The following is a 22,419-nucleotide window of genomic DNA, read 5'->3' on the forward strand; positions in this document are numbered from 1 at the left end:
TCTGTATATTCTGGCTGAGGAACCTTAAGAACACCTTTCCCGCCGTCTGGCTCAGGGTAATCGCGTTACGTCCCGATAATACTTCGGACAAATTGGCTGAGCCCTGTCTGGCGCTGACGTTTCAACCGTTCGGCCATGAGGATCGCTTTCAACTCCGACGAGGCACGATTGATATCGTCATTAAGAATGACATAATCATATTCAGCATAATGAGAAATTTCCGAATCCGCTTTTTTCATGCGGTCCATGACCACGGCTTCTGAATCCTGGTTGCGGCTACGGAGACGGTCCTCCAATGATTGGCGCGATGGCGGCAGAATAAACACGGTGACAAGATCCTGCGGCATCACCTCGGCGAGCTGCTGGGCTCCTTGCCAATCGATATCAAAGAGGACGTCACGTCCGGCCTCCACCGCCTTCACAACCTCAGTCCGCGGCGTACCGTAATAATTGCCGAAGACGAGGGCGGATTCGAGGAAATCGCCCCGCTCCCGCTGCTCAACGAACGTCGCTTCATCGACGAAGAAATAATCCTTACCGTGAATTTCATTGGAGCGCTTGGGGCGGGTGGTTGCAGACACGGACAGATGGATCGCAGGATCGTCCGCCAGCAGGCGGCGGCTGAGAGTCGTTTTCCCGGCCCCGGAGGGGCTGGAGACGATTAACATCAATCCGCGACGATCAATCGGAGCCATGCGCATTATTCGACATTTTGTACTTGCTCCCGAAGGCGGTCGATCACCACCTTGAGGTCAAGGCCGATTTGCTTGAGAGGTAAACTTACCCCCTTCGTTGTGAGGGTATTCGCCTCCCGCGCCAATTCCTGGGTGAGAAAATCGAACCGGCGCCCCACAGGCGCCTTAAGATTGAGCCATGAACTCGCCGTCTCAAGATGGGCATCGAGGCGGTCGAGTTCTTCGGTGACATCGGCCTTCATCGCCAGATGCGCCGCTTCCTCCGACAGGCGCTCTGCGCCCAGCGCCGTCTCGGCGGCAAGGGCGGTGAGCCGGAATTTGAGGGCCTCAAAATGGGCCGGTAAAGCCGTCTCAGCCTCCGTCCGCGCCTGGGCGGCGAGGGCGGTGAGGGTCTCGATTTGTCCGGCCATGACCGTTCGCAATTGGGCGCCCTCCTCCGCGCGCGATTGAGTGAGCATACTGATCGCCCGGCCAAGGCCCGCCAGAAGTGCCTCCCGGTCAGGGGCGGATAGTCCAGCCTCCCTCCGCCCGGCGGCCATGCTGCCGACAAGGCTCAGAACTTCAGCCGCGCTCGGCGGGGTGGCGCCGGTCACGTTCATGATCCGCGACAGCAGCGGGCTTAAACTGTCCAGGGTCGCGTCGCTGACATCAGGCAGGTCCAGTCCCCCGGCGCGGTCAAGATGCAGGCTGACCTGGAGATTGCCCCGGCCGATTGCCGCTTTGAGCGCGGCCCGCACCGCCGGCTCCAATGTCTCGGCCTCGGTCGGTAGACGGAGCCGCATATCGAGGGTCTTGCCGTTCACGGCTTTCAGCTCCCAGCGAAAGGGGCGGACGCCCTCCCCCACCTCATCGGCGAGAACACCGTCAGCACCGCCATAGCCGGTCATGCTGTTGAGGGTCACTGGCCAGCCTTCCGGCGCGCGGCTTCGATCTTTCGCCATTCGCGCACATTGCGGCTGTGCTCGGCGAGGGTTTTGGCAAAAACGTGCCCCCCTGTGCCATCGGCCACGAAATAAAGATCGTCAGTTGAGAGGGGATTGAGCACAGCGCGCAATGAAGCCTCCCCTGGATTGGCGATCGGGGTCGGCGGCAGGCCGTCGATGACATAGGTGTTGTAAGGGGTCTCCCGCTGGACTTCCGACCGATAAAGCCCTCGCCCCAGGGGCTCCCCCTGGGTCAGCCCGTAGATGATCGTCGGATCCGATTGCAGCCGCATCCCGCGATTGAGGCGATTGACGAAGACCGCCGCCACCCGGGGACGCTCTGCCGCCACCCCGGTTTCCTTTTCCACGATCGAGGCGAGAATCACCGCTTCCTCCGGGGTGTCGAGGGGAAGCTGAGGATCTCGGTCCGGCCATAAAGACGAGAGCAGTCGATCATGGGCGGCCTGCATGCGCGCCACCACCGCATTGCGGTCATCCCCCCGTTGATAGGAATAGGTCTCTGGCAGCAAGCTGCCCTCGGCGGGGAGCGGATCGACAGTACCGGTGAGCATCGGCGCGGCGTCGATGATTGCGGCGGCTTGTCGAGAGGTCATCCCTTCAGGCACGGTGACAAAGCGCAAGAGCGGATCGCCGTCCTTTAAGATGGCGATGATGTCGCGAATACTTGATCCGGCCGGAATCACGAACTCGCCGGCGCGCAAGGCGGGGGTCAGCTTCTCAAGCCGCGCGGCCACCTTCAGCAGAACGGGACGCTCAAGGGCTCCAAGGGACGTCAAGGAACGGGTGACGTTGTCGACCCCGTCCCCGCGCTTGATCCACAGCACCTGATCGGCCTCCAGGGGCCCCGGTCGCGTAACCCGCCGCTCGAACTCGATCGCGACCCCAAGGGCCGCGACACTCGCGACAATGGCAAGGATCAAGACGACCCTGATGGCGCCGACCACCGCCCCCCCTCGTCCACGGGTTCTCATACGCGGGTTATCACAAGGGAGGCATTGGTACCGCCAAAGCCGAAGCTGTTTGAAAGAACGGCATTGATGGGCTTTTCGACCGCACTATTGGCCGCAAGGTTGATCTTGGTCTCCACCGAGGGGGCGTCGAGATTGATCGTTGGCGGGCAGATCCCCTCTTGCAGCGCCATCAGGCTGAACACTGCCTCGACCGCTCCCGCCGCGCCGAGCAGATGACCGGTGGCCGATTTCGTCGAGGACATCACAAGCCCCCTTGCGTCATCGCCCCAGAGCCGCTCCACGGCCTTCAGTTCGATCTCGTCCCCGAGGGGGGTCGAAGTGCCATGGGCATTGATGTAGTCGATATCGGCCGGCGCGAGCCCGGCCCGCGCCAACGCCGCCTTCATCGCGCGATACCCCCCATCCCCCTCAGGGTCAGGGGCCGTGACGTGATAGGCGTCCCCCGACAGACCATAGCCGGCGATTTCGCCATAGATCGTGGCGCCGCGCGCTTTGGCCCGCTCATATTCTTCAAGCACGACAATGCCGGCCCCCTCGCCCATCAAAAACCCGTCGCGATCCTTGTCATAGGGGCGACTGGCGGCGGTGGGACGATCGTTAAACCCGGTGGACAATGCCTTGCAGGCGACGAAACCGGCGACCCCGATATCGCAGATCGACGCCTCCGTCCCGCCAGCCACCATGGCGTCCGCGTCGCCGAGGGCGACAAGCCGGGCCGCATCGCCGATCGCATGCACGCCCGTGGCGCAGGCGGTGACGATCGAGGAATTCGGGCCCCGAAGGCCGTATTTGATCGAGACCTGGCCGGCCGACAAATTGATGAGCGCTGAGGGAATAAAGAACGGGGAGACCCGGCCCGGCCCCTTGGCATCGAGCAGCCGCGTTGTATCGGCGATCCCCCCGAGCCCGCCAATGCCGGAGCCGATCATCACGCCGGTCGCGTTCTTCTCCGCGTCGCTTTCCAGGGGAAGCCCTGCGTTTCGGATTGCCATATCCGCCGCGGCCAGCGCGTACAGGATGAAATCTTCGTTACGGCGAATCAGCTTGGGCTCCACCCATTCTTCGGCGGCGAAGGCCAGCGGATCGTCAGGATGATCTTTGCGAAGGGGGACTTCTGCGGCAATCCGTACGGGCAGGTTGGAGGCGTCAAATCGGGTGATGGGGCCGGCGCCTGATTGACCTTCGATCAACCGCTTCCAGACCGGTTTCACCGGGTCGTCCACCGTGCCGCACCCAAGGGGTGTGACAAGCCCCATGCCCGTGACCACAACTCGTCTCAGCATCGGCGTGTCCTCCTTTTCCAGTGAGATAGCAAAAACCCGCCGCTTTCGGAAAGCGGCGGGCCGAATTCAGATCATTGAATTGCTGAAGGGGTCAGCCCGCATTCTTCTCTTCGATGAACTTGATGGCGTCGCCGACCGTCTGAATGGTCTCGGCTGCATCGTCGGGAATCTCGATCCCGAACTCCTCTTCGAACGCCATCACCAGCTCGACGATGTCGAGGCTGTCCGCGCCGAGATCGTCGATGAAGCTGGCACTTGGTTCGACCTTGGACGCATCTACATCGAGATGTTCCGTCGTAATCTTTTTCACGCGCTCGGCGATGTCTGCCATCTTGGCCTCCTTACAGGATTCTTGCCGGGGGAGGCAGGCGACGCTTGCTCCCCAGCGATGTTCTCAAGGCCGTGCGTCTAGGGGAGGTCCCCGATGGGCGCAAGTTGACAAGGTCATATTCCCGCACCCTTCAATAAGATAGCCCTCTCCACGCTCGGCCCCGCTCTCCCCCAATGGGGAAGTTGTTAACGCCTACATCATGGCCATCCCGCCATTCACATGCAGGGTCTGCCCGGTCACATAGCCTGCCTCATCGGAGCTGAGATAGACACAGGCGGCGGCGATATCCTCAGGCTGCCCCATACGGTTCATGGGGATGCGATCGGTCGTCGCTTTTTTCTGATCGTCCGTCAGCTCATCGGTCATCGCGGTTTCGATAAAGCCAGGTGCGATACAATTGGCCGTGATCCCGCGGGTCGCCACCTCATAGGCGATCGATTTGGTGGTGCCGATCATGCCGGCTTTGGAGGCCGCATAATTGGTTTGACCGGGATTGCCAGTTGCTCCCACTACGGAAGAAATGCCGATGATCCGACCGAACCGTGCTTTCATCATTCCCCGGATCGAGGCTTTTGCAAGAATCCAATAGGATTTGAGGTTGATATCAATAACCTTCTCAAAGTCCTCAAGACTCATCCGCATAAAGAGATTATCGCGAGTAATGCCGGCATTTGCCACAAGAATATTGAGGCTCCCCATGGCTTCCTGCGCCCGACCGGGCAGTTTTTCGACGGCGTCGACATCGGACAAATTGGCGGGCAGGATGTGAACCCGATCGCCCAATTTATCGGCAACTTCCTTCAGACGTTCCTCACGCGTGCCGGAGAGCGCCACTTCCGCGCCCGCCGCATGGAGGGCGGTCGCCATCGCGCTGCCCAAGCCGCCCGTCGCCCCGGTTACCAAGGCCGTCTTGCCAGTTAAATCGAACATCTTCCGTCTCCTCGATGATTCTAATGTCCCAGACGATCTCTCAGGGTCTCGATGTCGTCAGGCTCCCCAAAGGAAAGCGCGGTTGCCGATTTGGCGATGCGCTTGACCAGCCCAGACAACACTTTTCCCGGTCCGACCTCAATGAAGGTTTCCGTCCCATCTTCGGCCATCTGCGAGATGGTTTCCACCCAGCGCACGCGACCGGTCACCTGATCGACGAGAGAGCGCTTGATCGCCTCCTCCCCCGCGGGCGGCGTGGTCAATACATTCGAATAGACCGGCACCTTCGGGGGCTGAAAAAACGTCTTGGCCAGGGCTTCGGCCATCCGCTCAGCGGCGGGTGCCATCAGGCTCGAATGAAACGGCGCCGAGACCGCCAGGAGCATGGCCCGCTTGGCCCCGGCCTCCTTCGCCCTGGCGCAAACGGCGTCGATGGCCGCCGCCCGACCGGAAAGAACGATTTGTGAGGGAGCATTGTCATTGGCAATTTCAACGCCGGCCTCGGCGGCCAGCGCCGCGGCGGTCTCGATATCAAGACCCAGCACCGCCGCCATCTTGCCCTCCCCCACCGGCACAGCCGCCTGCATCGCTTCCCCCCGAAGCCGCACCAGGCGGACAGCATCGGCAAGCTCGATCGCCCCGGCGGCGCAATAGGCGGTATATTCCCCCAGTGAATGGCCCGCCATCGACCGCACCGCCCCGAGGCCGAAGCCTTCCGCCTCAAGGGCCCGCAGCGCGGCAATGGACACGACCAGCAACGCAGGTTGGGCATTCTCCGTCAGGGTCAGCTCCTCCGACGGCCCCTCAAACATCAGCCGGGATAAATTCCTGCCCAAGGCCTCGTCGGCCTCCTCGAACACAGTGGCCGCCGCCGGGAAATGATCACGCAATGCGACCCCCATCCCTACGCTTTGGCTTCCCTGGCCGGGAAAGATATAACTGATCGGCGAGGCGCTCTTCGTCATCACATTCCTCCAGCGAAAGCTCTAGGGATCGCAGCCGGGATCGTCCACCGGGGGCAGACCGTTTCGGAGCCGAAGCTCTTCACCCCTTGCCCGCACCCATCGCAGCGTCATGAGATCTTCACTGGCCTCTCTGCCTTGCGGTCCCTAGGGTGGTCGGCTGCCCCGAGCCCGAAGAGTTTCCTATGCCGTTCCGTTATTTTGAAAATATGGTCGATCCGTTTGCCGACCATCCTGTCGAGGCGCCGCCGCGCCAATTGGCGGCTTTTATCTGGCACTATGCGCGTCCCTTCAAATGGGTCTTCCTTGCAAGCCTCATTCTTGCCGTCATGGTCGCGGCGATCGAAGTCGTCGCGTTCAGCCTTATCGGTCAGATCGTCGACTGGGCGGCGGCGAGCAGTCCCGACCGGTTTTGGGCGGACCACGGGGTCAAGATTCTTCTCGTCTGTACCCTGATTGGTATAATCTGGCCCCTGATCGGTTTTGTCGAGGAATTGCTGCAACTTCAGGGCATCCTCGGTAATATGGCGATGCAGATCAGGTGGCGGGGTCACCGCTATCTCCTACGTCAGTCGACGACCTTTTTCGCGGACGACTTTGCCGGGCGGATCTCGACCAAACTGATGCAGAGTGCCATCGGCGTCAGGGATGTCTGCCTCAAAGTGGGCAATCTCTTCGTCTATATGGGGGTCTATCTCTTAACGACGCTCGCGCTGTTCATCGGCAATGATTGGCGGCTGGCCATCCCACTGGTCCTATGGGTCGTGACCTTCGGAATGACCTTGCGACTCTTCCTGCCGCGCCTCAAAACCTGGTCGGAACGCCAGGCCGATGCCCGATCGACGCTGACCGGCCGTATCGTCGATTCCTATACGAATATTCATACCGTCAAGAGTTTCGGGTCGTTAAAAGCCGAAGAGCGCTATGCCCAAGAGGGCATGGCCTCAATGCTGAGCGATGTTTACGGATCCCTCCGCGTGTCGACCACCATGTCGAGCGCCCTACAGGCGATCAACGACCTCTTCATTGCCGCCACCCTTCTGACCGGCATTTTCCTATGGACCGGGGGGCAGGTCAGCATCGGGGCGGTGGCTTTTTCGAGCGCCATTGCGCTGCGCATGAAAGGGCAAGCCACCTATTTCCTCTGGGAGGCGGCGTTTCTCTTCGAACATCTTGGGGCCGCGTCGGACGGGATGAAAACCCTCGCCAACGGGATCGCCGTGACGGACCACACTGACGCCGTCCCGCTGCAGCGGGCGGAGGGCGATGTTGTTTTCGATCATGTGCAGTTTTCCTACGGAAAGGGCGGCGGCCGCGGTCCTGTGATTCATGATCTCTCCCTCACCGTTCGTCAGGGGGAGCGGATTGGCCTTGTCGGTCGATCAGGGGCGGGAAAGACGACCATCGTCAATCTCTTGCTTCGTCTCTATGATGTCGAGGCCGGACGCATCACCATTGGCGGCCAAAATATCGCCGAGGTCGAGCAGGAAAGCTTGCGCCAACATATTGGCGTGGTCAGCCAGGACACCTCCCTCCTCCACCGCTCCATTAGGGACAATATCCGTTATGGGCGCCCGGAGGCGGACGACGACGCGATCATCGCCGCCGCGCAACGCGCCCAAGCGTGGGACTTTATCCAGGGTCTTGTCGATAAAAAGGGGCGGCGTGGGCTCGACGCCCATGTGGGCGAGCGGGGGGTTAAATTGTCCGGCGGCCAGCGCCAGCGGATCGCCATTGCACGGGTACTCCTGAAGGATGCGCCTATTCTCGTGCTCGACGAAGCGACGTCGGCCCTCGACTCCGAGGTTGAAGCGGTGATCCAAGATCGTCTCGACAGCCTGATGGCCGGGAAAACGGTGATCGCCATCGCCCACCGGCTTTCAACGATCGCCGCCATGGACAGGCTGATTGTGCTCGATAAAGGCCGCATCGTCGAGCAGGGTACCCATGCTGAGCTGGTCGCCACCGACGGTCTTTACGCGTCTCTTTGGTCACGTCAGTCGGGCGGCTTCCTCGCCGAGGGGGGGGAGACCCCTCAAGAGGAAGCGGCGATCAGCGACGATCGGCAATCAACTGAGATGTGAGGGGGGCTGCCGCCTGCAACATTTATCGGCGCATGAATGGCGGCAGCAGAGACGTGAGAAAGCCCGATCAGGCAGCGTGGATCAGGGCGTCGGTTTGTGGTTGCCAAACCGGCGGGAGTTTTCTAATCCGCTCCCCTCGCCGATCGGCGCGGGGCTATAGCTCAGTTGGTAGAGCGCTTGAATGGCATTCAAGAGGTCGGCGGTTCGATTCCGCCTAGCTCCACCATTTCTATTTGCGCTACCGCTTCGCTGCTTGAGCGCGGTTGCGGGCTCCCCATCGCGTGGTGAGACGCCGAGTAGCCGCGCAAGTTTTCTGTCAAAACAAGGACGATTGCGGCAGGCCGTTAATGTCGCTGAGGGCAATCGTGCCCTGGCGCCGCCCCACGCGCGGCAGGGGAATGACGGCGCAAGCCCGGGTCTTCACCGGAGGACAGCGTTAGGTCATAAGGATCGCCCAGGGATGTAGGAGAGCGGAAATGCTGTCACCGAAGCGGCTCGCCACGAAGATACTCGATCGGACAAAATTGAATATGTGGGCGAAGCTTCATCACGGACCGCATTTGCGCGTCGATATGAGCAACACAGTGGGCCGCTCGATCTATCTGCGGCACCGCTATGAGCCCTCGATCGAGCAGGTAGTACGGGAGATGCTCACCCTTGGGGATACGTTCCTCGATATTGGGGCCAATGTGGGCTATTTTTCGGCCGTAGCGGCCGGGTGCGTCGGGCCCACCGGGCGCGTGATCGCGGTGGAGCCGAACATTGCTCTGTGCAAGAACATTCGTGACAGCATATCGAGGAATGGGTGGTCGAATATCGAAGTTCTGCCGATGGGGGTCGGCGCCAATGCCTCTTTCGACGTCCTCAGGGTCCAACCCAGTTCCGGCGTGAGCTATGTCGGCACTGTTGAAGAAGCCGAGGACCAGGCCATTTCCGTTGAATTGATTGTGGTGGAGACAATCGATTCCATCTTGGCAAAGCTCGCCCTGGATCGTCCGCCAAAGCTCATCAAAATCGATGTCGAAGGCCGGGAGCGCGATGCCCTCCAAGGGGCGACCGCTCTCCTTGGTCAGCGTTCAACGTCGTTCATCGTCGAGCATGCCGCCCGCAATCAGGCGCGGTTCGGTGTCGGCGAACACGAGGTGGCGGAGATCTTTCGACAGTTTGGCTATGAGCCGACGGCGATCGGCCAGTCGGCCATCGATTGGTCACGCTCCGACGTCCTGTGGCAGCCCGCTGCTCACTGACGCCCCTCCCCCTCTCGCGGGCGCAAATATCGTCACAATAAAGGGGACGGCCCCAATGGTCCGTCCCCTATAAATGATGGAGATAACCTGTCGAATGCGACCACGATCTCCCGTGGGACCGATCGGCCGTTAAGCGACGTCCACCACCGCTTCCGGCGTAGGCTCAATGACCGTCCCGAAAAGCGGAATGCTGATTTGCGCCTCTGCCAAGCCTTCGAGCGCGAGCGGCTCTTCCTCAAGGTCGATTACCGTTTCTCCATCGGGAGACACGAAGAACCCATCCGCATTCAGATCGTAGAGAAGGTCGAGATCGAAGACCAATGCGCCGGAGAACGCGCTCTCCCCCGCATCGGTATCGCCGCGACTGATCTCAATCGCAGCTTCGAGAAAGGCCTCGAGGCCAACCGAGAGGTTGATATCGAAATCCGGGATCCCAAGCGTCATTCTTGCCTGTTCAAGGGCGAACTCGGCGGCTTCCACCCCAAGCCCAGCGGTCACCACCGCCGCGTCGAGCGCTAGCACCTCCGCTTCGGCCAAGCCCAATTCGGCCAACACCGCCGCTACCGTGGCAGGCGTCACCTCCCCACTGAAAAGGCCTGAATCGTCGGCGGCCTCCTGGGCGTCCGCTTCGTCGAGTTGGGCTTGAGTGAGCGCCGCCTGCGCGGGCCGTACCTCTTCGAGGATGATCCGATCGACCTCGGCCTGGAACTGCCCGACCTCCCGCTCCGCCGCGGCAAGCGCGGCGACCGCCGTGTCAAACTCGGCTTCCCTGATCTCCACATCCTGCACCGCCTCGGCAGCCGCGGCAGCGGCGGCGGCAAAATCCGCCTCCGCTGCGTCGAGCGCCTGTTCGGCACTGGCAAGAGCGTTGGCAGCCTGGGCCTCAGCCTGCTCGGCGAGGTTCAGATTCTGGAGCGAGTCGATTTCATCCTGCACAGCTTCCTGGGCATCCCGGGCCTCCTGGTAAGCCGCATTGGCCCCATTATAGGCCAATTGCGCCGTGTCCCGAGCAACCTGCGCCGCAGCCAGCACCCCCTGGGCCCCCAGCAGGAGAGGTCCCCAATACGCCTTCTCATAGAAGGGCGCATTATCGTACTGGTCTTGATAGTAATCGACGCTGTCCCGCGCGTCGTCGACGGCGTTCTGCGCCGCGTTGAGCGCCGAGAGGGCCGTATTGCGCGTCGCCGCCGCAGCGGAGACGACGCCATCGATCACGGTACGAATGGCATCACCGAAAATTCCGGCGAAGAAATCGACGGTCGCCGCCGCCCCGACATAAATATCGAGAGCGACATCCGCCGCATCCGCCGCGAGGTTAAAAGCAACCTCCGCCGCGGCCACGGCGGCCTCCGCCGCCAGCACGGCCCCCTCATCCACCGCGTCGAGTAAAATATTCGCGAGATCGATGGCCTCGTTCAGCGCATCTTCTGCAAAGTCGACGGCCTCCTGCGCCGCAGCGAGAGCGAGGATCCCGCCATCAAGGGCCAGCTCCGCCGCCGCCTGCGCCGCCTCGGCCCCAAAAAGGACCCCCTCATAGAAGAGGACTTCCGCTTGCGCGGCCACCACATCCTCGGCCAGAGACAGTTTAAGCAAAAGATCATCGCGGGTTGCCACCGCCGCATCCCGTTCTGAGATGGCCGCCCTCTCCACCGATTCTGCAAGGTCAAGCGCATCGGTGAAGGGGCCAAGGGCGTCCGCGAACAGGGCATCGTCAGTCAAATTGATCGGCCCGGCATTCACATTGAAAAGCGAAAATCCTTCGCCCAAGGGGAAGCGCGAGATCGGCGTCGCGCTCGACATTGCCGCCGCGATGGGAGCCGTGGCCTCTTGATCGAATTGATGTTGCCGATAGCGCAACAGCGCTTTGAATGGCTGAATGTCCATGGTGCTCTCTCCCCCTTCAAGGCCTTGGCCGATATTTCGCCGCCCCTTCATTGGTATTGGATGGCTTTCATCATTGCAATCATTGACATCGGCGCCACCAACAAAGATTGCCGTTTATCTCTGCAGTGCACAATAATCGGAGCCGTCAGAGCGACAGGGGCCGAGTCTTTCCCTGCTGACAGCCGCAGGTTTCACGGGCAAAGAAAGGCTCGTTGTCTTATTACTGACAAATACGCTCAACCATCAGTCGGTAGGCCTCGGCGACAACGGCCGGATGGTAACGGCTCAAGAACAGCTCCCTTCCCTTCTGGGCCCTGCGCATCCGATCGCTGCGATTGGTGCCAAGAAGTCTGAGGCTTTCCGCAATGGCCTTGGGATCGGGACCGACGGGGAATCCAACCTCCCCTTCTGCACTCAGCTCACGCTGTTGGGGGCCGGCCGCCAGGATTGGGACAGCGCCGCTCGCCATCGCCTCGACATACACAAGGCCAAAGGTCTCCCGAAGGCTGGGCACCGCGAGCACATGGGCACGGGAAAATAACGAGAGAACCTCGTCGCGGGGAAGCTGTTCGTGATAGGAAATACGATCGGATTGGGGCAGTGAAACCGGTCCATCGAGCATTTTCGAGACAATCGTCAATTCCCACGGAATCTCCGATACGTGCGGGGCTTGCAGCGCCTCCAACAAGGCGGGCAACCCCTTGCGCCGGGCTTGGTGTCCGACAAAGGCAATCCTGAGGCACCGATCATCTTGATGCTTGGCCTCGACCGCCGTCTCGCTGAGCGTGCTGACTTGCGGCAGAAAGAAGGGAACAACAAATATTTTCGCCTCTGGAATACCGATCCGGGCGAATAGTCGCTTTTGCGTTTCGGTCGCCACCTGAATACCGGCGCAATGGCGCGCATAGGCGCGCTTTGCTTCGACATCCTGCATGAATTTGGCGGGGGCGTCGATTTCATCGGGCTCGTGAATATAATCGAAGCGAATGACTGGCCCCAAAACGTCGGACGCCGGTAAGCGGCCATTGGTGTAGAACACCTCCCACGGCGTGTGCCGTCTGATCCGCTGCAAAGCCGCGAGTTCGGCAGACGAAAAAAAACTTGTCGGATAGCGCCCCCGTCCCAGCCGGCGACCGATCGCCCCTGACAAAATCCTCGCGTTTTCAGTGACATCGATCACGGTCGAGGCGGCGGTTTGAACATCCAACGCCGTAAATGACGAAAGAGCGGACAACGATCTCATATAGGAAATGTCCGTGTTCGCCCGCTGGAATACGGGCCGATAGCCATAGGCGAAAACCCGTCTCACGGCCGTAATACCCGCCCCTGCCAGGCGATAGGGCCTGCGGCCGCCAAGCGAGCGTCAACAGCGTCGACATCACGAATGAAGAGCGCGTTTGACGCGTTCAAGCCGACTATAGGCTGCTCGGCCAATCGCTTTGCCCACGGATCGTAATAGCGTTCAACGAACCCGGCCCCTTCGAGCAGGGAGACCACATCAGGGTCGGCCGTCTCCGCCTCGACGGCCAACAGGGTCTTTGAGGCCAAGACGGTCGAGGCGCCCTTTAGAACCGGTGCCTCAAAGCCCTCGACATCGAGTTTCGCCACGACCGCCGATGCGGCCCCCTCAATATCGTCCAATCGCTTGACCGGGACGGACTGGACCGCCCGATCGGACGCTGTGGCAACCCGGTTCATCGCGTCTTGCCCAGTGGTAAAGGACAAGGTGCCAGCGCAATCCCCCAAGGCGCAGTTTTCGATCCGAACCAAGCTCTCCGCCCCATTCGCCACGACATTTTCTTCAAGGTGGCGGACCGTCACCGGGTCAGGCTCGAACGAGATCGCGCGCGCCTGACGGGCGCCCGCCGCTAAGATGGTGTAGGAGCCGACATTCGCGCCAATATCAAGAAACAGGTCCTCCGGCGTCAGCATGTCGAGGATGAAGGCCATATCCGCGAATTCGTGCAATCCGCAATAGATGTTGCCCGTTGCCCCCACCATCCCCTTCGACACCATGAGGCACGCGCCGTCGATCCATTCAACCCGCGCTTTTTCCCGCAAAAAGGGGCTTTTCGCCTGCCACCGGGCAAAATTCCAATAGCCGATCCATGGAGTCCGCCGATTAAGGGGATGGGTGTTCAGAAATCTGACGGTTCGGCGCATCAAGGAACTCGATCGGACAGGGGGCAGCAGCCCTTCTTTGGGCGCTCCTATAGCATTCTGAATGGTGGGGCCAAGCTGAGACTGGACAAGGAAATGGCCCTTGGGCGATATGTCAGGATTGCGTAAGTTGAGGCACCCCGCAATGCCGCGCCTGGCCGTCATCACCTCTCACCCGGTTCAATACTACGCCCCCCTCTTCCGAACGCTCGCCAAACAGATCGATCTGATGGTTTATTACGCCTACGAACCATCAGCGACGACCCAGGGCAAAGGCTTCGGCGTTACCTTTACCTGGGATCAGGATCTGACCACAGGATACCCGCACCGCTTTTTGACCAATACCGCCCCTTCACCCGGCGCTGGCGGGTTTTCCAGTAGCGATACGCCGGATATTCACGACCGTTTGAGAGCGGATGATGTTGACGCCGCATTGGTTCTGGGCTGGCATCTGAAATCCCAACTCCAGGGGATTGTCGCCGCAAAGAGGCTTGGCATCCCGGTGATCGTCAGAGGCGACAGCCAAGCGGGACTTCAGACGAGTAGGGTGAAGAACGCTGCCAAAACAATCCTTTATCCCTGGCTCCTGCGCCGCTTCACGGCCGCCTGTTATGTCGGAGAACGGAATAAAGCCTATTACACTCAGTATGGGTATCCCGAGCAGCGCCTTTATCATTCGCCCCATGCGGTGGACACGTCTTTTTTTACACGTCAGGCCGATAAGGGAAAAGGCACGCAATGGCGCCGCGAGACCCTCACCTCCCCTCAGGATAGGGTGGTCTTATTTGCCGGGAAACTCCTTCCCTTCAAACGGCCGCTGGATGTTGTCGAGGCCGTCGCTGCGCTGCCGAGCCGTCATGGAAAAGTCCATCTTCTGGTGGCAGGTAGCGGAGAGCTTGAGACACAGATGTCGGAACTCGCGACGGCCAGGGGCGTCTCATACCATCCCTTAGGATTTGTGAACCAATCGGATATGCCCTCCGTTTACGGCGCCGCGGATGTGCTGGTCCTGCCCTCGACGGGACGGGAAACCTGGGGCCTTGTCGCAAATGAGGCGCTCGCGAGTGGGACGCCGGTGATCTTGTCCAATGCCTGTGGGTCGGCGCCGGACCTCACCCATCATGGGGGCGGGGCCGCCCGCTCCTTCCCCTTGGGAAATATCGCCGCGCTGACAGCGGCGCTGGAGGCGGTTCTCACGCATCCTCCCTCTGAGGCGGCGATCGCGAAGGTCTCGGCCGCTCATTCGCTGGACGCAGCGGCGGCGGGTATTTTGAAAGCGGTCACGGCGACTGCCGGATCGCCTACATGACCGCTCCCCCGTCGTCACCCGGTGAGCCCTCAAGCGGCCGATATGCCCTTTCGGCAGCGATGTCCCGCGTGCTCGGTAGCGGGATCGGCATGCTGCTGGTCCGCTTTGGGAATATGGGCCTCGGCCTCCTGGTCGTCGTGATCCTTGCGCGTGGGTTGGGGACCGAAACCTACGGCGCTTATGCATTCGCCTTTGCGGTGGCGCAGCTGCTTGCCTTGCCGGCGACCATGGGGATGCCGACCCTGGTGCTCCGGGAAACGGCGCGGGCCAGCACCGATGCGCGCCTCCCTACAGGCCTCATCGGGTGGGCATTCATTTTGACGCTGATGATCGGGACCTTTCTGGTGCTGATTTGTTATGCGCTATCCCAGCTCTTCGGTATCGATATCGGCGGCGAGACCCTTCTGCTTCCCGCTGCGGCACTGGTCGCCACATTGATGGGCCTCCTTGCCCTCGGCAATGCGGTGATCAATGGCGTCCGGCGGCCCCTTTATGCCTCACTGTCCGATGCTTTAGTGCGGCCAGCCCTGTTCCTGGCCTTCATTCCCCTTGCGCTGGCCGCTTCCCCGCCGACCGCCCAAGCGGCCATGGCGGCCCATATCGCCGCGTTACTTCTTGCCGCCATCGCAACCTATGTCGGCGCCGGCCTATTCCTCCGTTATTTGAGGAAAAAAGGACATCAGCTCGACAGGTCACGCACTGTGGGGTCGTGGCTGAGGAGCCTTCTTCCCCTTTCTCTCAGTACGGGAATAAGCGTGCTCAATCGACGGTTGGATATTCTCATGGTCGGTCTTTTCGTCGGCCCCGGCCCTGTTGCCTTATACGCAGTGGCCAATCAGATCGCCTCCCTCGCCGTCGTGGGGCAAACCATCGTCAATAGTCAGCTCTCCCCCCGGCTCGCCGGTGCCCTCGCCAGAAAGGACAAGGCGGCCAGTCAACGCCTTGTCGCTTTCGCAGCCTTGGCGAGTACAGGCCTGTCGCTTGGTGCTTTGGGGGGAATTGTCGTTCTCGGCGGGTGGGCGATTAATGTCCTTTTCGGTCCGGACTATAGTGATGCTCTTCCTATTTTGCTCATTCTCGCCGCATCGCAGCTCGTAACAAGTACCCTAGGACCGACGGCGCTTTGTCTGAATATGGGCGGCCTTGAAAGGTTGACGTTGCGCGCCAGCATCATCGGCACCCTTCTCAATATTGTGATCAATCTCCCTCTAGTGCTTACCCTTGGTCCCGCGGGAGCGGCCCTTGGCACCCTCATCGCCCAATCAGTCATGCAGTTATTGATGATGAGATCGGTACGGGACCATTTGTCCCTCGACACAACGATCAGAACGGTGGGCCTTTTGGTCACCCCCCGGACCAAGAAAGGCTAATCGCTGCCCTCCCGACGGCGACGGCTTTCCGAGGAGAGATCAGCAGCACATTGGCGGTAAGTATCGAGAATATGCGCCACCCGATGATCCACCGAATAGGCGGCGTCAACCACCTTTTGTCGCCCTGCGGTGGCAATAGCTTCACGCGTTGCTTCGGCATCGATGAGCCCTGAAACCTTGGCGACCAGATCGTCCCGGTCATCGAAAAAGACGGCTTCGACGTTCTCATTAAAGAGATCGGCCACCACAGAAGTTCGCTCGTGAAGCATGACCCCGCCGGCCGCGGGAATTTCGAAAGTCCGTGCCGTGACATTATCGGGGGCCGGAGCGCCTGGATCCCCTTCGTAAAGAAGCGCCAGTGCGACCTTGCCGCCGCGTAGCGCCTTTGCATATTCTGCGCCCCACAATATGCCGCCAAAATCCACGCGGGCGCCGGGCGGGATGGGAAAGGACCAACGACACCCTCCCCAGATACGGTAGTGCAGGTCGGGGCGGTGCGCGATGAGGTGGGCTAGATCCCCCTCCTTTTTCGGTGTGCGCGACCCGACGAAAACGACATCGCATCCGTACCGCCTCTCCTCTTCGGGGGAGAGGACATGGGGGCGATGGACCTCCGGATCGAACCCGTGATCGATATAGGATGACCTCGGCATCCCATAATTCTCTCGCAAATCGTCGACGCCGAAACTCTTGGTGGTGAACACCCAATCATAGCGGGCGATCGCGTCGGGCAGATAACGGCCATGATTTCGAAAGCCGGTATCGGGATAGAAATTGATCGTGACGATCCCCATCCCCCGTAATTTGTCGAGGGTCTCCGCACGAACCCACTGCCCCTTGAATACGAAAAGGAGATGCGGACGCGTATTCTCTGCCGCGGCAAGAATGGCCCGGTTGAAGGTCTCCACCATCGTTTGTTCCAGAACCCGGCGGACAGCCCGTAAGACAAGGCTGTTCCAGCCACCGGGGATATATTCCGCTGGATTGACGGTCTCGACGGAATGACCGGCGCGGCGAAAAGCCCTGACAAACGCATAATCGTTCGCCCCCGAATGGGTTCGACTGACAGCGAGAATGCGTAAGGGTGACATATCCTCTTGATCGGGGCTCATGGTTCTAGCGCGTCTCCCTCCGCCCCTAGGCGCCGGACCGGATGACCATAAATTTCTTCCGCCAACAGAAGATCATCTTCGAAGGCTTGCATCATGAATTGGCGGAAATCGCGGGAAACCGCGGGGCGGGACGACAGGGGCTTTGTGTTAAGACGCTGGAAACGCCGAAGCAGGCCAAGGGATTGGCCACCGCGCGCCTGCCGGATAGGGGCTAATACCGGATGTAGCTGGTTTTGCAATGTGACCGCCAACCGATTGAGCGTGGGGTGCCGGATATCCACCCGCTCATTCGCCATCGCGAAAACTTCCCTGCCGTCATCGGCGACACCCAAATGGTCGAGTATTCGCCTATAGGCGGCGACGAGACTAGAATTCAGCTCATCGAGATGCATAAGGAGCAATCGGCCCCCCGCCGCGGCCCGCCACCGGGTGAGCGGGGCGCCGAAGCGTCCCCAATAGGGGTAATTTATTCGGCCCTTCCACCACGGCGCGTCCGAAAGCGCCCGCCCCGTCTCACCGTCCACGCAGCGCCGCCATGCACGCTCGAAATCGGCTTCGGTCTCCTGCCCCTCACGCAGTTTTTGCGCATGGTAGGAAAAGACAAGATCGACCGGATCGCGCAGCACGGCGATCAGCTTTGCGTCCGGCCGATGGGCGGCCAGGATAGAAATCGCTTCGGCGGAATAGAGGGTGCGCGGTGTCGCCTCCCCCGCCAAGGCCCCCGCCGGTGTGGCCGTAAAAAGCTGCCGATAGGCGGCGAGGTCCGGGACATGTTCGCGATAGCGTTCGGTATTCTCGACATCCTGGCTGAGAAAACCCGGCTCCTTACGCGGAAAATGGAGAGACGGATGCCCGTTCAAGACCTCATACAGGGTCGTGGTGCCACATTTCGGCGCGCCCAAAATCAGGAAGTCCGGGAACCGGCCCGGAGAGGCATCATCACTCGCCACCGACGTCACGCCTATCTTGCTCCTGCCCTGTTTCCCGTCATTACGGCGTCTTATGAGGGTTTGGCGATCCCCGTTTTCTGAGGACAAGGACGACCACGGCGTCGAGGGGGTGATCGACGCAGTAAATGAACTGGTATGTCGCCTCGATGATCCGCCGCAGGAGCTGCCGAACGCTGCGCACGGCCTTGTGCAGGAGCGATCCGCCGCCGACAATCGCCTGTCCCCGATAGGCCACGATCTCCCACCCATGGGTCATCAGGAGCGGTCGCAATTTCGCCAGGGATAGCGGCACAAGGTGGGTCGGATCCCCATGCTGCTGGGTCAGCCCGATCGGGCTTTGCCCGTTCGGAAAGCGCAGCAGGAGATGCCCCCCTGGACGAAGCATAGTGTGGCAGGCATCGAGACGTGGGCCGAGATCTGAGAGGGGGAAATGCTCGAACACATCGAAGGAGACGATGGTGTCGAAGGCCCCAGCGAACGCGTCCGCACAGGTCTCGATAGCCGGCGCCAGAAGGCGAATGCCCGCTGCCTCAGCCGCCTCGGCAAGGGCTGGCTGAAGTTCGGTACCGCTGACCCGCGCGCCCTGGTGCCGCGCCCATGCCAGGAAATGACCCGCCCCGAAGCCGATTTCGAGGAGGTCCGCATCGGCCACGCTAATCCCTGCGGTCTCGATACGGAAATAGCGGTTCTCGACATCTGAGAAACTGAAGAGATTGTCCCAGCTCTTCCATTCTACATACTGATCATAATGGCCGTCCGCCAATGCCGCGCTGGGTGTGGTCATTGGGCCGATGGTCCGCAGGCCAAGGGATGCCAATTCGATTTGATCGGCATACGTGGCTCATATCCCGGCAAGACCGCCACGAGGTTTGAGAAAACAAAATCGTCGAGCGTGTAATTATAGGTCGACATCTCCAGGAGAGCGGAGGGCGTCAATCTGAAGAGCCTGAACCCATGGGGCTTGAGGAGATCGAACAGCTTCTCGATCGAGGACCCAGATCGCAGCCAGGTTTGATTATATTCCATCTGAATACGTTTAATGCGACCGGCGGCCAGCGCCTCCGTCGCCCCGCGGAGGGCGGGTAATTCGCTGCCCTCAATATCCATTTTCATGAAATCGACCGAGGTCACCGCCTTGTCGGCGAGGATCGTATCAAGGGTTGTGATCTCGACATCGAGTTCGATGCCCCCCGACCGCTCGAGATAATAATGTTTGAACAGCGAGCTGTCCCCCGGCACGCCCGACGCATCTCCGATGAAAAAGGTCGCCCGCCCGGCGGCGTCCGATACCCCCGCCTGAACGAACTCGATGGTCTCCCGCTCACCAAGGCGACGGGTGGCCGCGTCGATCGCGGCGGGGTTCGCATCAACGCCGATGAAACGCGCGCCGGCCCCGGCGGCGAAGCCATAGGCCTCTTGCAGCCATTCCCCTTTATTCATGCCGATATCGACGACACACGCCCCCGGGGAAAGCGCCGCTTCGAGCAGCGCAAATTCGCCATTGGTCCGCATATCGCCATTCGATTTCCCGTTCAGGCGATGGGCGATATGCTCCGCGTAATAGCGGTAATAGTTGAAAAAACGACCGATCTTCATGCGCGCCCTCACGTCTCCGCTAGAGAGCTATCGGGTTACAGGTTCACGAAAAGGGCCGTCCATGAGCATGGCACGCCCCAATGATCCCTCCCCCTATCGAACGGCGCGATCGCAAGCAAGTCAGGGCACGCGACTGAGAGGCCCTAGGCGCTGACGAGGCGGGCCTTGGCCTCTGCGATCGAGGCGGGCAGCGAGTAATAACGGATATTGGGACGTGCCAAGCCCGCCCCCGTCGCGCCGAGATCCCCGGTGATCGTCCAATCCCCGCCAAGGGGGTCGGCAATTTGCAAGGCCCCTTGGACCGACCCTTCATCCTGTCCAGTCGCGCTCTGCCAGGTGGCAAGATCACCGTCCAAGGCGACGGTCACACCGTCGCGATACCATCGTCCGGTTCCGCCATAGGCGTTATCCGCCGCGACGAAATCATCGTCGGTGACAAGGCGGAGATAGCCTTCGTCGGATATCAGAACCGATCGCTCGACACGCAGATCGACCCCGCCCGGCAGAGGGGCCGTGGTCAGGGCGAACGTATTGCCCATAGCGGTGCCCTGGCCCTCGACAATGAGTATACTGCCGGTAATGGTCGACCTTGTGGCGGTCTGGATCAGCGTAATGCCCTCAGGCACCTGGGACCGCAGACCATCGATGATAAAATCGAAGGGATCTTCCAGATATTGGGTTGAGATCGCATAGGGCGATATAGCCGGTGTCCGGGTAAAGACGATCTCGGAATCGATCAACTCGACCTTTGCCGCCGCGCCATGAGCGGATGCGTTAATGCCCCCATTTTGAAGGCGTAACCGTTCAAACCGGATATAGGACGTGTCCGTACAAGCGACCGAGCATTCGAACAACGCGGAATCTTCGATGATCCATGAATCATAGAGGATCACCCCGTTCGAGTGCCCCCCAAAGCCAATGGGATTGGTCACGTCACGGACTTCTGGGGTACACACCGCCAGGGTCCGGGTCCATCGGCACTTCTCCCCCGAAACATCGCCGGTGGCGGAATGCTCGATGAGAATCGCCCCCCGGCGGTGGTCGACGTGATTATGGAAAGCGGTGCAGTCACGGAACTCTCCCGAGCCCATGAGCATCTGGTGGGAGACCCCGTCAAAGGCGAGGCATCGATCGAACAGGCATCGACGGTTTCCATGGAGCGACCCCGCATGGTCACCGGCCCGATAGGCAACGACCTTTCGGATCACCGAATCGTTTCCAACATAAACGCCGACCTGGCGCGTAATGCCGTGATAGCTTTTCCCATCCGTCCGCGGATCGGTGCTGTCAAACGGATGGAGATACACCGTGACCTGTCGGGCGACACCGGTAACATTGAACTCAAGGGCAGGATCGGCCCCCAATTCGGCGGCATCGACGAAAAAGGTACCCGGCGTTGCGGCGCAATCGGCAAGGCTCGGGGCCCATTTCAGGTTCCGCACGCCGGGGGCGTCCGGATCGTCATCCGCTGTTGGATGCTCCCAAAAGGCGAGCCAATGCGTCGTCGGCGCCTCCCCCTCCCATGCGAAGGGTTGGGAATAGATGGTCGCATGCCCATCCCCCCGATCAGCGCTAGTGCTCCAAGGACCGGTAAGGGGATCGTCGCCGCGGATCTCCGGCAAGCCAAGGGTGGAGGTGTCACCATGGGCGGCAACGATCACGTTATTCATGCCTGAGAGATCGAGGGAGTCCCGCCAAAAGCTGCCCGCCCCCAGGGCCAAGCGCACCCCATCCCCCAGTAACAACGCCGCTTGTCGGGCGGCCGTCAGCGTTTTCAGCGGCGTTGTGGCCGTCCGTCCGTCATTGTCGTCATCGCCGCTCTCGCTATCCACATAGATATCGGCGTCGAAGCGGCCGAGTTGATCGGGCGTATTGGGAAACCGAACGGCGCCGGTATAACGGTCGATGACGATCGCATCTCTCCATAAACTGCCATCGGGAGACGCACGCAGCCTGAGATCGTCGTCGCCGGCGAGACCGATCTCCCCGCGACTGACAAAGTCATTCTGTAGGAGGATCGACGCGACATCCTCCCGTCCACGCTTATTCAAAAAGAGCCGCTGGTCACCCGTGCCCGGTGTGACATCGTCATGGGAGAACAAGATCGCATTGGATTTGACCGCAAGTTTATTGGTGGTATCCGCATCGGTATTGATGCCGATCTGCTCAGCCGTAGACAGATCGAATTCACTGAACGGCACCATGGGGGCCCAGACCCCGGCCCGATAGGCAAACAGCCCGTCCTCGTCAACGATATAGGCAACCCATCCTTCGATGGGGGTGTGGAACACCCAAATCCCATCCTGCCACAAAGCCACCTTTTGCCCATGCCCCGCCCATGCGCCTTCAGCCTCCTCAGGAACGATATACCGCTCGCCGATGACGGGGGGCGCAGGGGGGCTTGTCCGTTCGCGGGAGCGGACGGCCAGGTGGACCACCGCATCAAGAGTGCGCAGTGCCTCGTTATGGGTGACGTGCTTCATCGCCTGGGCTTCGGCCAAATAGGGAAGTTCGAGATTATCGGTTTTGCTCATGGTCCCCTCGATGCCCTTGCCCTGCTCATGCGGGCAAAGGTAAGGCAGAGGCAGAGG

At 60.7% G+C, this 22,419-nt stretch carries 19 protein-coding genes and 1 tRNA gene; 5 read left to right on the plus strand and 15 right to left on the minus strand.

The genetic code is table 11. From position 1 onward, the window contains the following. Nucleotides 1–65: 65 nt before the first annotated feature. The 7 genes from gmk to fabD all read right to left on the minus strand — a co-directional run bounded on the left by gmk (nt 66) and on the right by fabD (nt 6,119). The gene (gene gmk / locus PB2503_RS10650; RefSeq protein WP_013301266.1) at nt 66–701 is read right to left on the minus strand and encodes a guanylate kinase; all 636 of its coding nucleotides are present in this window, start codon (nt 699–701) and stop codon (nt 66–68) included. Continuing rightward, complete coding sequence (locus tag PB2503_RS10655) at nt 701–1,636, minus strand: YicC family protein (protein ID WP_083811060.1); 936 nt, start codon at nt 1,634–1,636, stop codon at nt 701–703. Before PB2503_RS10655 ends, gmk begins: the two co-directional genes overlap by 1 nt. Beyond that, entirely contained in the window at nt 1,594–2,610 is a 1,017-nt protein-coding gene (mltG, locus tag PB2503_RS10660; protein WP_148235260.1) for an endolytic transglycosylase MltG, read from the minus strand. Before mltG ends, PB2503_RS10655 begins: the two co-directional genes overlap by 43 nt. After that, complete coding sequence (gene fabF, locus PB2503_RS10665; RefSeq protein WP_041535615.1) at nt 2,607–3,890, minus strand: beta-ketoacyl-ACP synthase II; 1,284 nt, start codon at nt 3,888–3,890, stop codon at nt 2,607–2,609. Before fabF ends, mltG begins: the two co-directional genes overlap by 4 nt. A gap of 94 nt (nt 3,891–3,984) precedes the next feature. Then, entirely contained in the window at nt 3,985–4,224 is a 240-nt protein-coding gene (locus PB2503_RS10670; protein WP_013301270.1) for an acyl carrier protein, read from the minus strand. A gap of 192 nt (nt 4,225–4,416) precedes the next feature. Continuing rightward, nucleotides 4,417–5,154 (minus strand): 3-oxoacyl-[acyl-carrier-protein] reductase, encoded by a 738-nt coding sequence (gene fabG, locus PB2503_RS10675; protein ID WP_013301271.1) that lies wholly within the window; start codon nt 5,152–5,154, stop codon nt 4,417–4,419. A gap of 20 nt (nt 5,155–5,174) precedes the next feature. Further along, the gene (gene fabD, locus PB2503_RS10680; RefSeq protein WP_013301272.1) at nt 5,175–6,119 is read right to left on the minus strand and encodes an ACP S-malonyltransferase; all 945 of its coding nucleotides are present in this window, start codon (nt 6,117–6,119) and stop codon (nt 5,175–5,177) included. 182 nt (nt 6,120–6,301) lie between these two features. Here fabD and PB2503_RS10685 point away from each other — a divergent pair, with 182 nt between their 5' ends. The 3 genes from PB2503_RS10685 (at nt 6,302) to PB2503_RS10695 (ending at nt 9,447) form a co-directional block, all read left to right on the plus strand. Continuing rightward, nucleotides 6,302–8,200, plus strand: coding sequence for an ABC transporter ATP-binding protein (locus PB2503_RS10685; RefSeq protein ID WP_013301273.1), 1,899 nt, complete (start codon nt 6,302–6,304; stop codon nt 8,198–8,200). Between the two features lie 150 nt (nt 8,201–8,350). After that, a tRNA-Ala gene (locus PB2503_RS10690) sits at nt 8,351–8,426 on the plus strand. A gap of 250 nt (nt 8,427–8,676) precedes the next feature. Beyond that, on the plus strand, nt 8,677–9,447 hold the full coding sequence (locus PB2503_RS10695; protein ID WP_013301274.1) for an FkbM family methyltransferase: 771 nt from the start codon (nt 8,677–8,679) through the stop codon (nt 9,445–9,447). 129 nt (nt 9,448–9,576) lie between these two features. On the opposite strand, the gene PB2503_RS10700 is transcribed toward PB2503_RS10695, so the two are convergent. From PB2503_RS10700 to PB2503_RS10710, 3 genes are all read right to left on the minus strand, one after another. Continuing rightward, on the minus strand, nt 9,577–11,331 hold the full coding sequence (locus tag PB2503_RS10700; RefSeq protein WP_148235261.1) for a hypothetical protein: 1,755 nt from the start codon (nt 11,329–11,331) through the stop codon (nt 9,577–9,579). A gap of 220 nt (nt 11,332–11,551) precedes the next feature. Then, on the minus strand, nt 11,552–12,640 hold the full coding sequence (locus PB2503_RS14105; RefSeq protein ID WP_013301276.1) for a glycosyltransferase family 4 protein: 1,089 nt from the start codon (nt 12,638–12,640) through the stop codon (nt 11,552–11,554). Beyond that, nucleotides 12,637–13,494, minus strand: a complete 858-nt coding sequence (locus PB2503_RS10710) for an FkbM family methyltransferase (RefSeq protein WP_013301277.1) — start codon at nt 13,492–13,494, stop codon at nt 12,637–12,639. Before PB2503_RS10710 ends, PB2503_RS14105 begins: the two co-directional genes overlap by 4 nt. Before the next feature lie 142 nt (nt 13,495–13,636). On the opposite strand from PB2503_RS10710, the gene PB2503_RS10715 reads away from it, so the two are divergent. Beyond that, complete coding sequence (locus PB2503_RS10715) at nt 13,637–14,800, plus strand: glycosyltransferase family 4 protein (RefSeq protein WP_013301278.1); 1,164 nt, start codon at nt 13,637–13,639, stop codon at nt 14,798–14,800. Next, the gene (locus tag PB2503_RS10720; RefSeq protein WP_013301279.1) at nt 14,797–16,170 is read left to right on the plus strand and encodes an oligosaccharide flippase family protein; all 1,374 of its coding nucleotides are present in this window, start codon (nt 14,797–14,799) and stop codon (nt 16,168–16,170) included. The genes PB2503_RS10715 and PB2503_RS10720 overlap by 4 nt, the downstream gene beginning before the upstream one ends. On the opposite strand, the gene PB2503_RS10725 is transcribed toward PB2503_RS10720, so the two are convergent. The 5 genes from PB2503_RS10725 to PB2503_RS14115 form a co-directional block, all read right to left on the minus strand. Continuing rightward, nucleotides 16,167–17,282, minus strand: a complete 1,116-nt coding sequence (locus PB2503_RS10725; protein WP_013301280.1) for a CgeB family protein — start codon at nt 17,280–17,282, stop codon at nt 16,167–16,169. The genes PB2503_RS10720 and PB2503_RS10725 overlap by 4 nt on opposite strands. Further along, nucleotides 17,279–18,232 (minus strand): sulfotransferase family protein, encoded by a 954-nt coding sequence (locus tag PB2503_RS14110; RefSeq protein WP_049782004.1) that lies wholly within the window; start codon nt 18,230–18,232, stop codon nt 17,279–17,281. The genes PB2503_RS10725 and PB2503_RS14110 overlap by 4 nt, the downstream gene beginning before the upstream one ends. 40 nt (nt 18,233–18,272) lie before the next feature. Continuing rightward, a complete protein-coding gene (locus tag PB2503_RS10735; RefSeq protein ID WP_013301282.1) occupies nt 18,273–19,016 on the minus strand; it encodes a class I SAM-dependent methyltransferase in 744 nt (247 codons plus the stop codon). Further along, the gene (locus PB2503_RS10740; protein WP_013301283.1) at nt 19,013–19,828 is read right to left on the minus strand and encodes an FkbM family methyltransferase; all 816 of its coding nucleotides are present in this window, start codon (nt 19,826–19,828) and stop codon (nt 19,013–19,015) included. Before PB2503_RS10740 ends, PB2503_RS10735 begins: the two co-directional genes overlap by 4 nt. A gap of 143 nt (nt 19,829–19,971) precedes the next feature. Next, the gene (locus PB2503_RS14115) at nt 19,972–22,362 is read right to left on the minus strand and encodes a DUF2793 domain-containing protein (protein ID WP_013301284.1); all 2,391 of its coding nucleotides are present in this window, start codon (nt 22,360–22,362) and stop codon (nt 19,972–19,974) included. Nucleotides 22,363–22,419: the final 57 nt, after the last annotated feature.

This window comes from Parvularcula bermudensis HTCC2503 (assembly GCF_000152825.2).
Classification (GTDB): Bacteria; Pseudomonadota; Alphaproteobacteria; order Caulobacterales; family Parvularculaceae; genus Parvularcula; species Parvularcula bermudensis.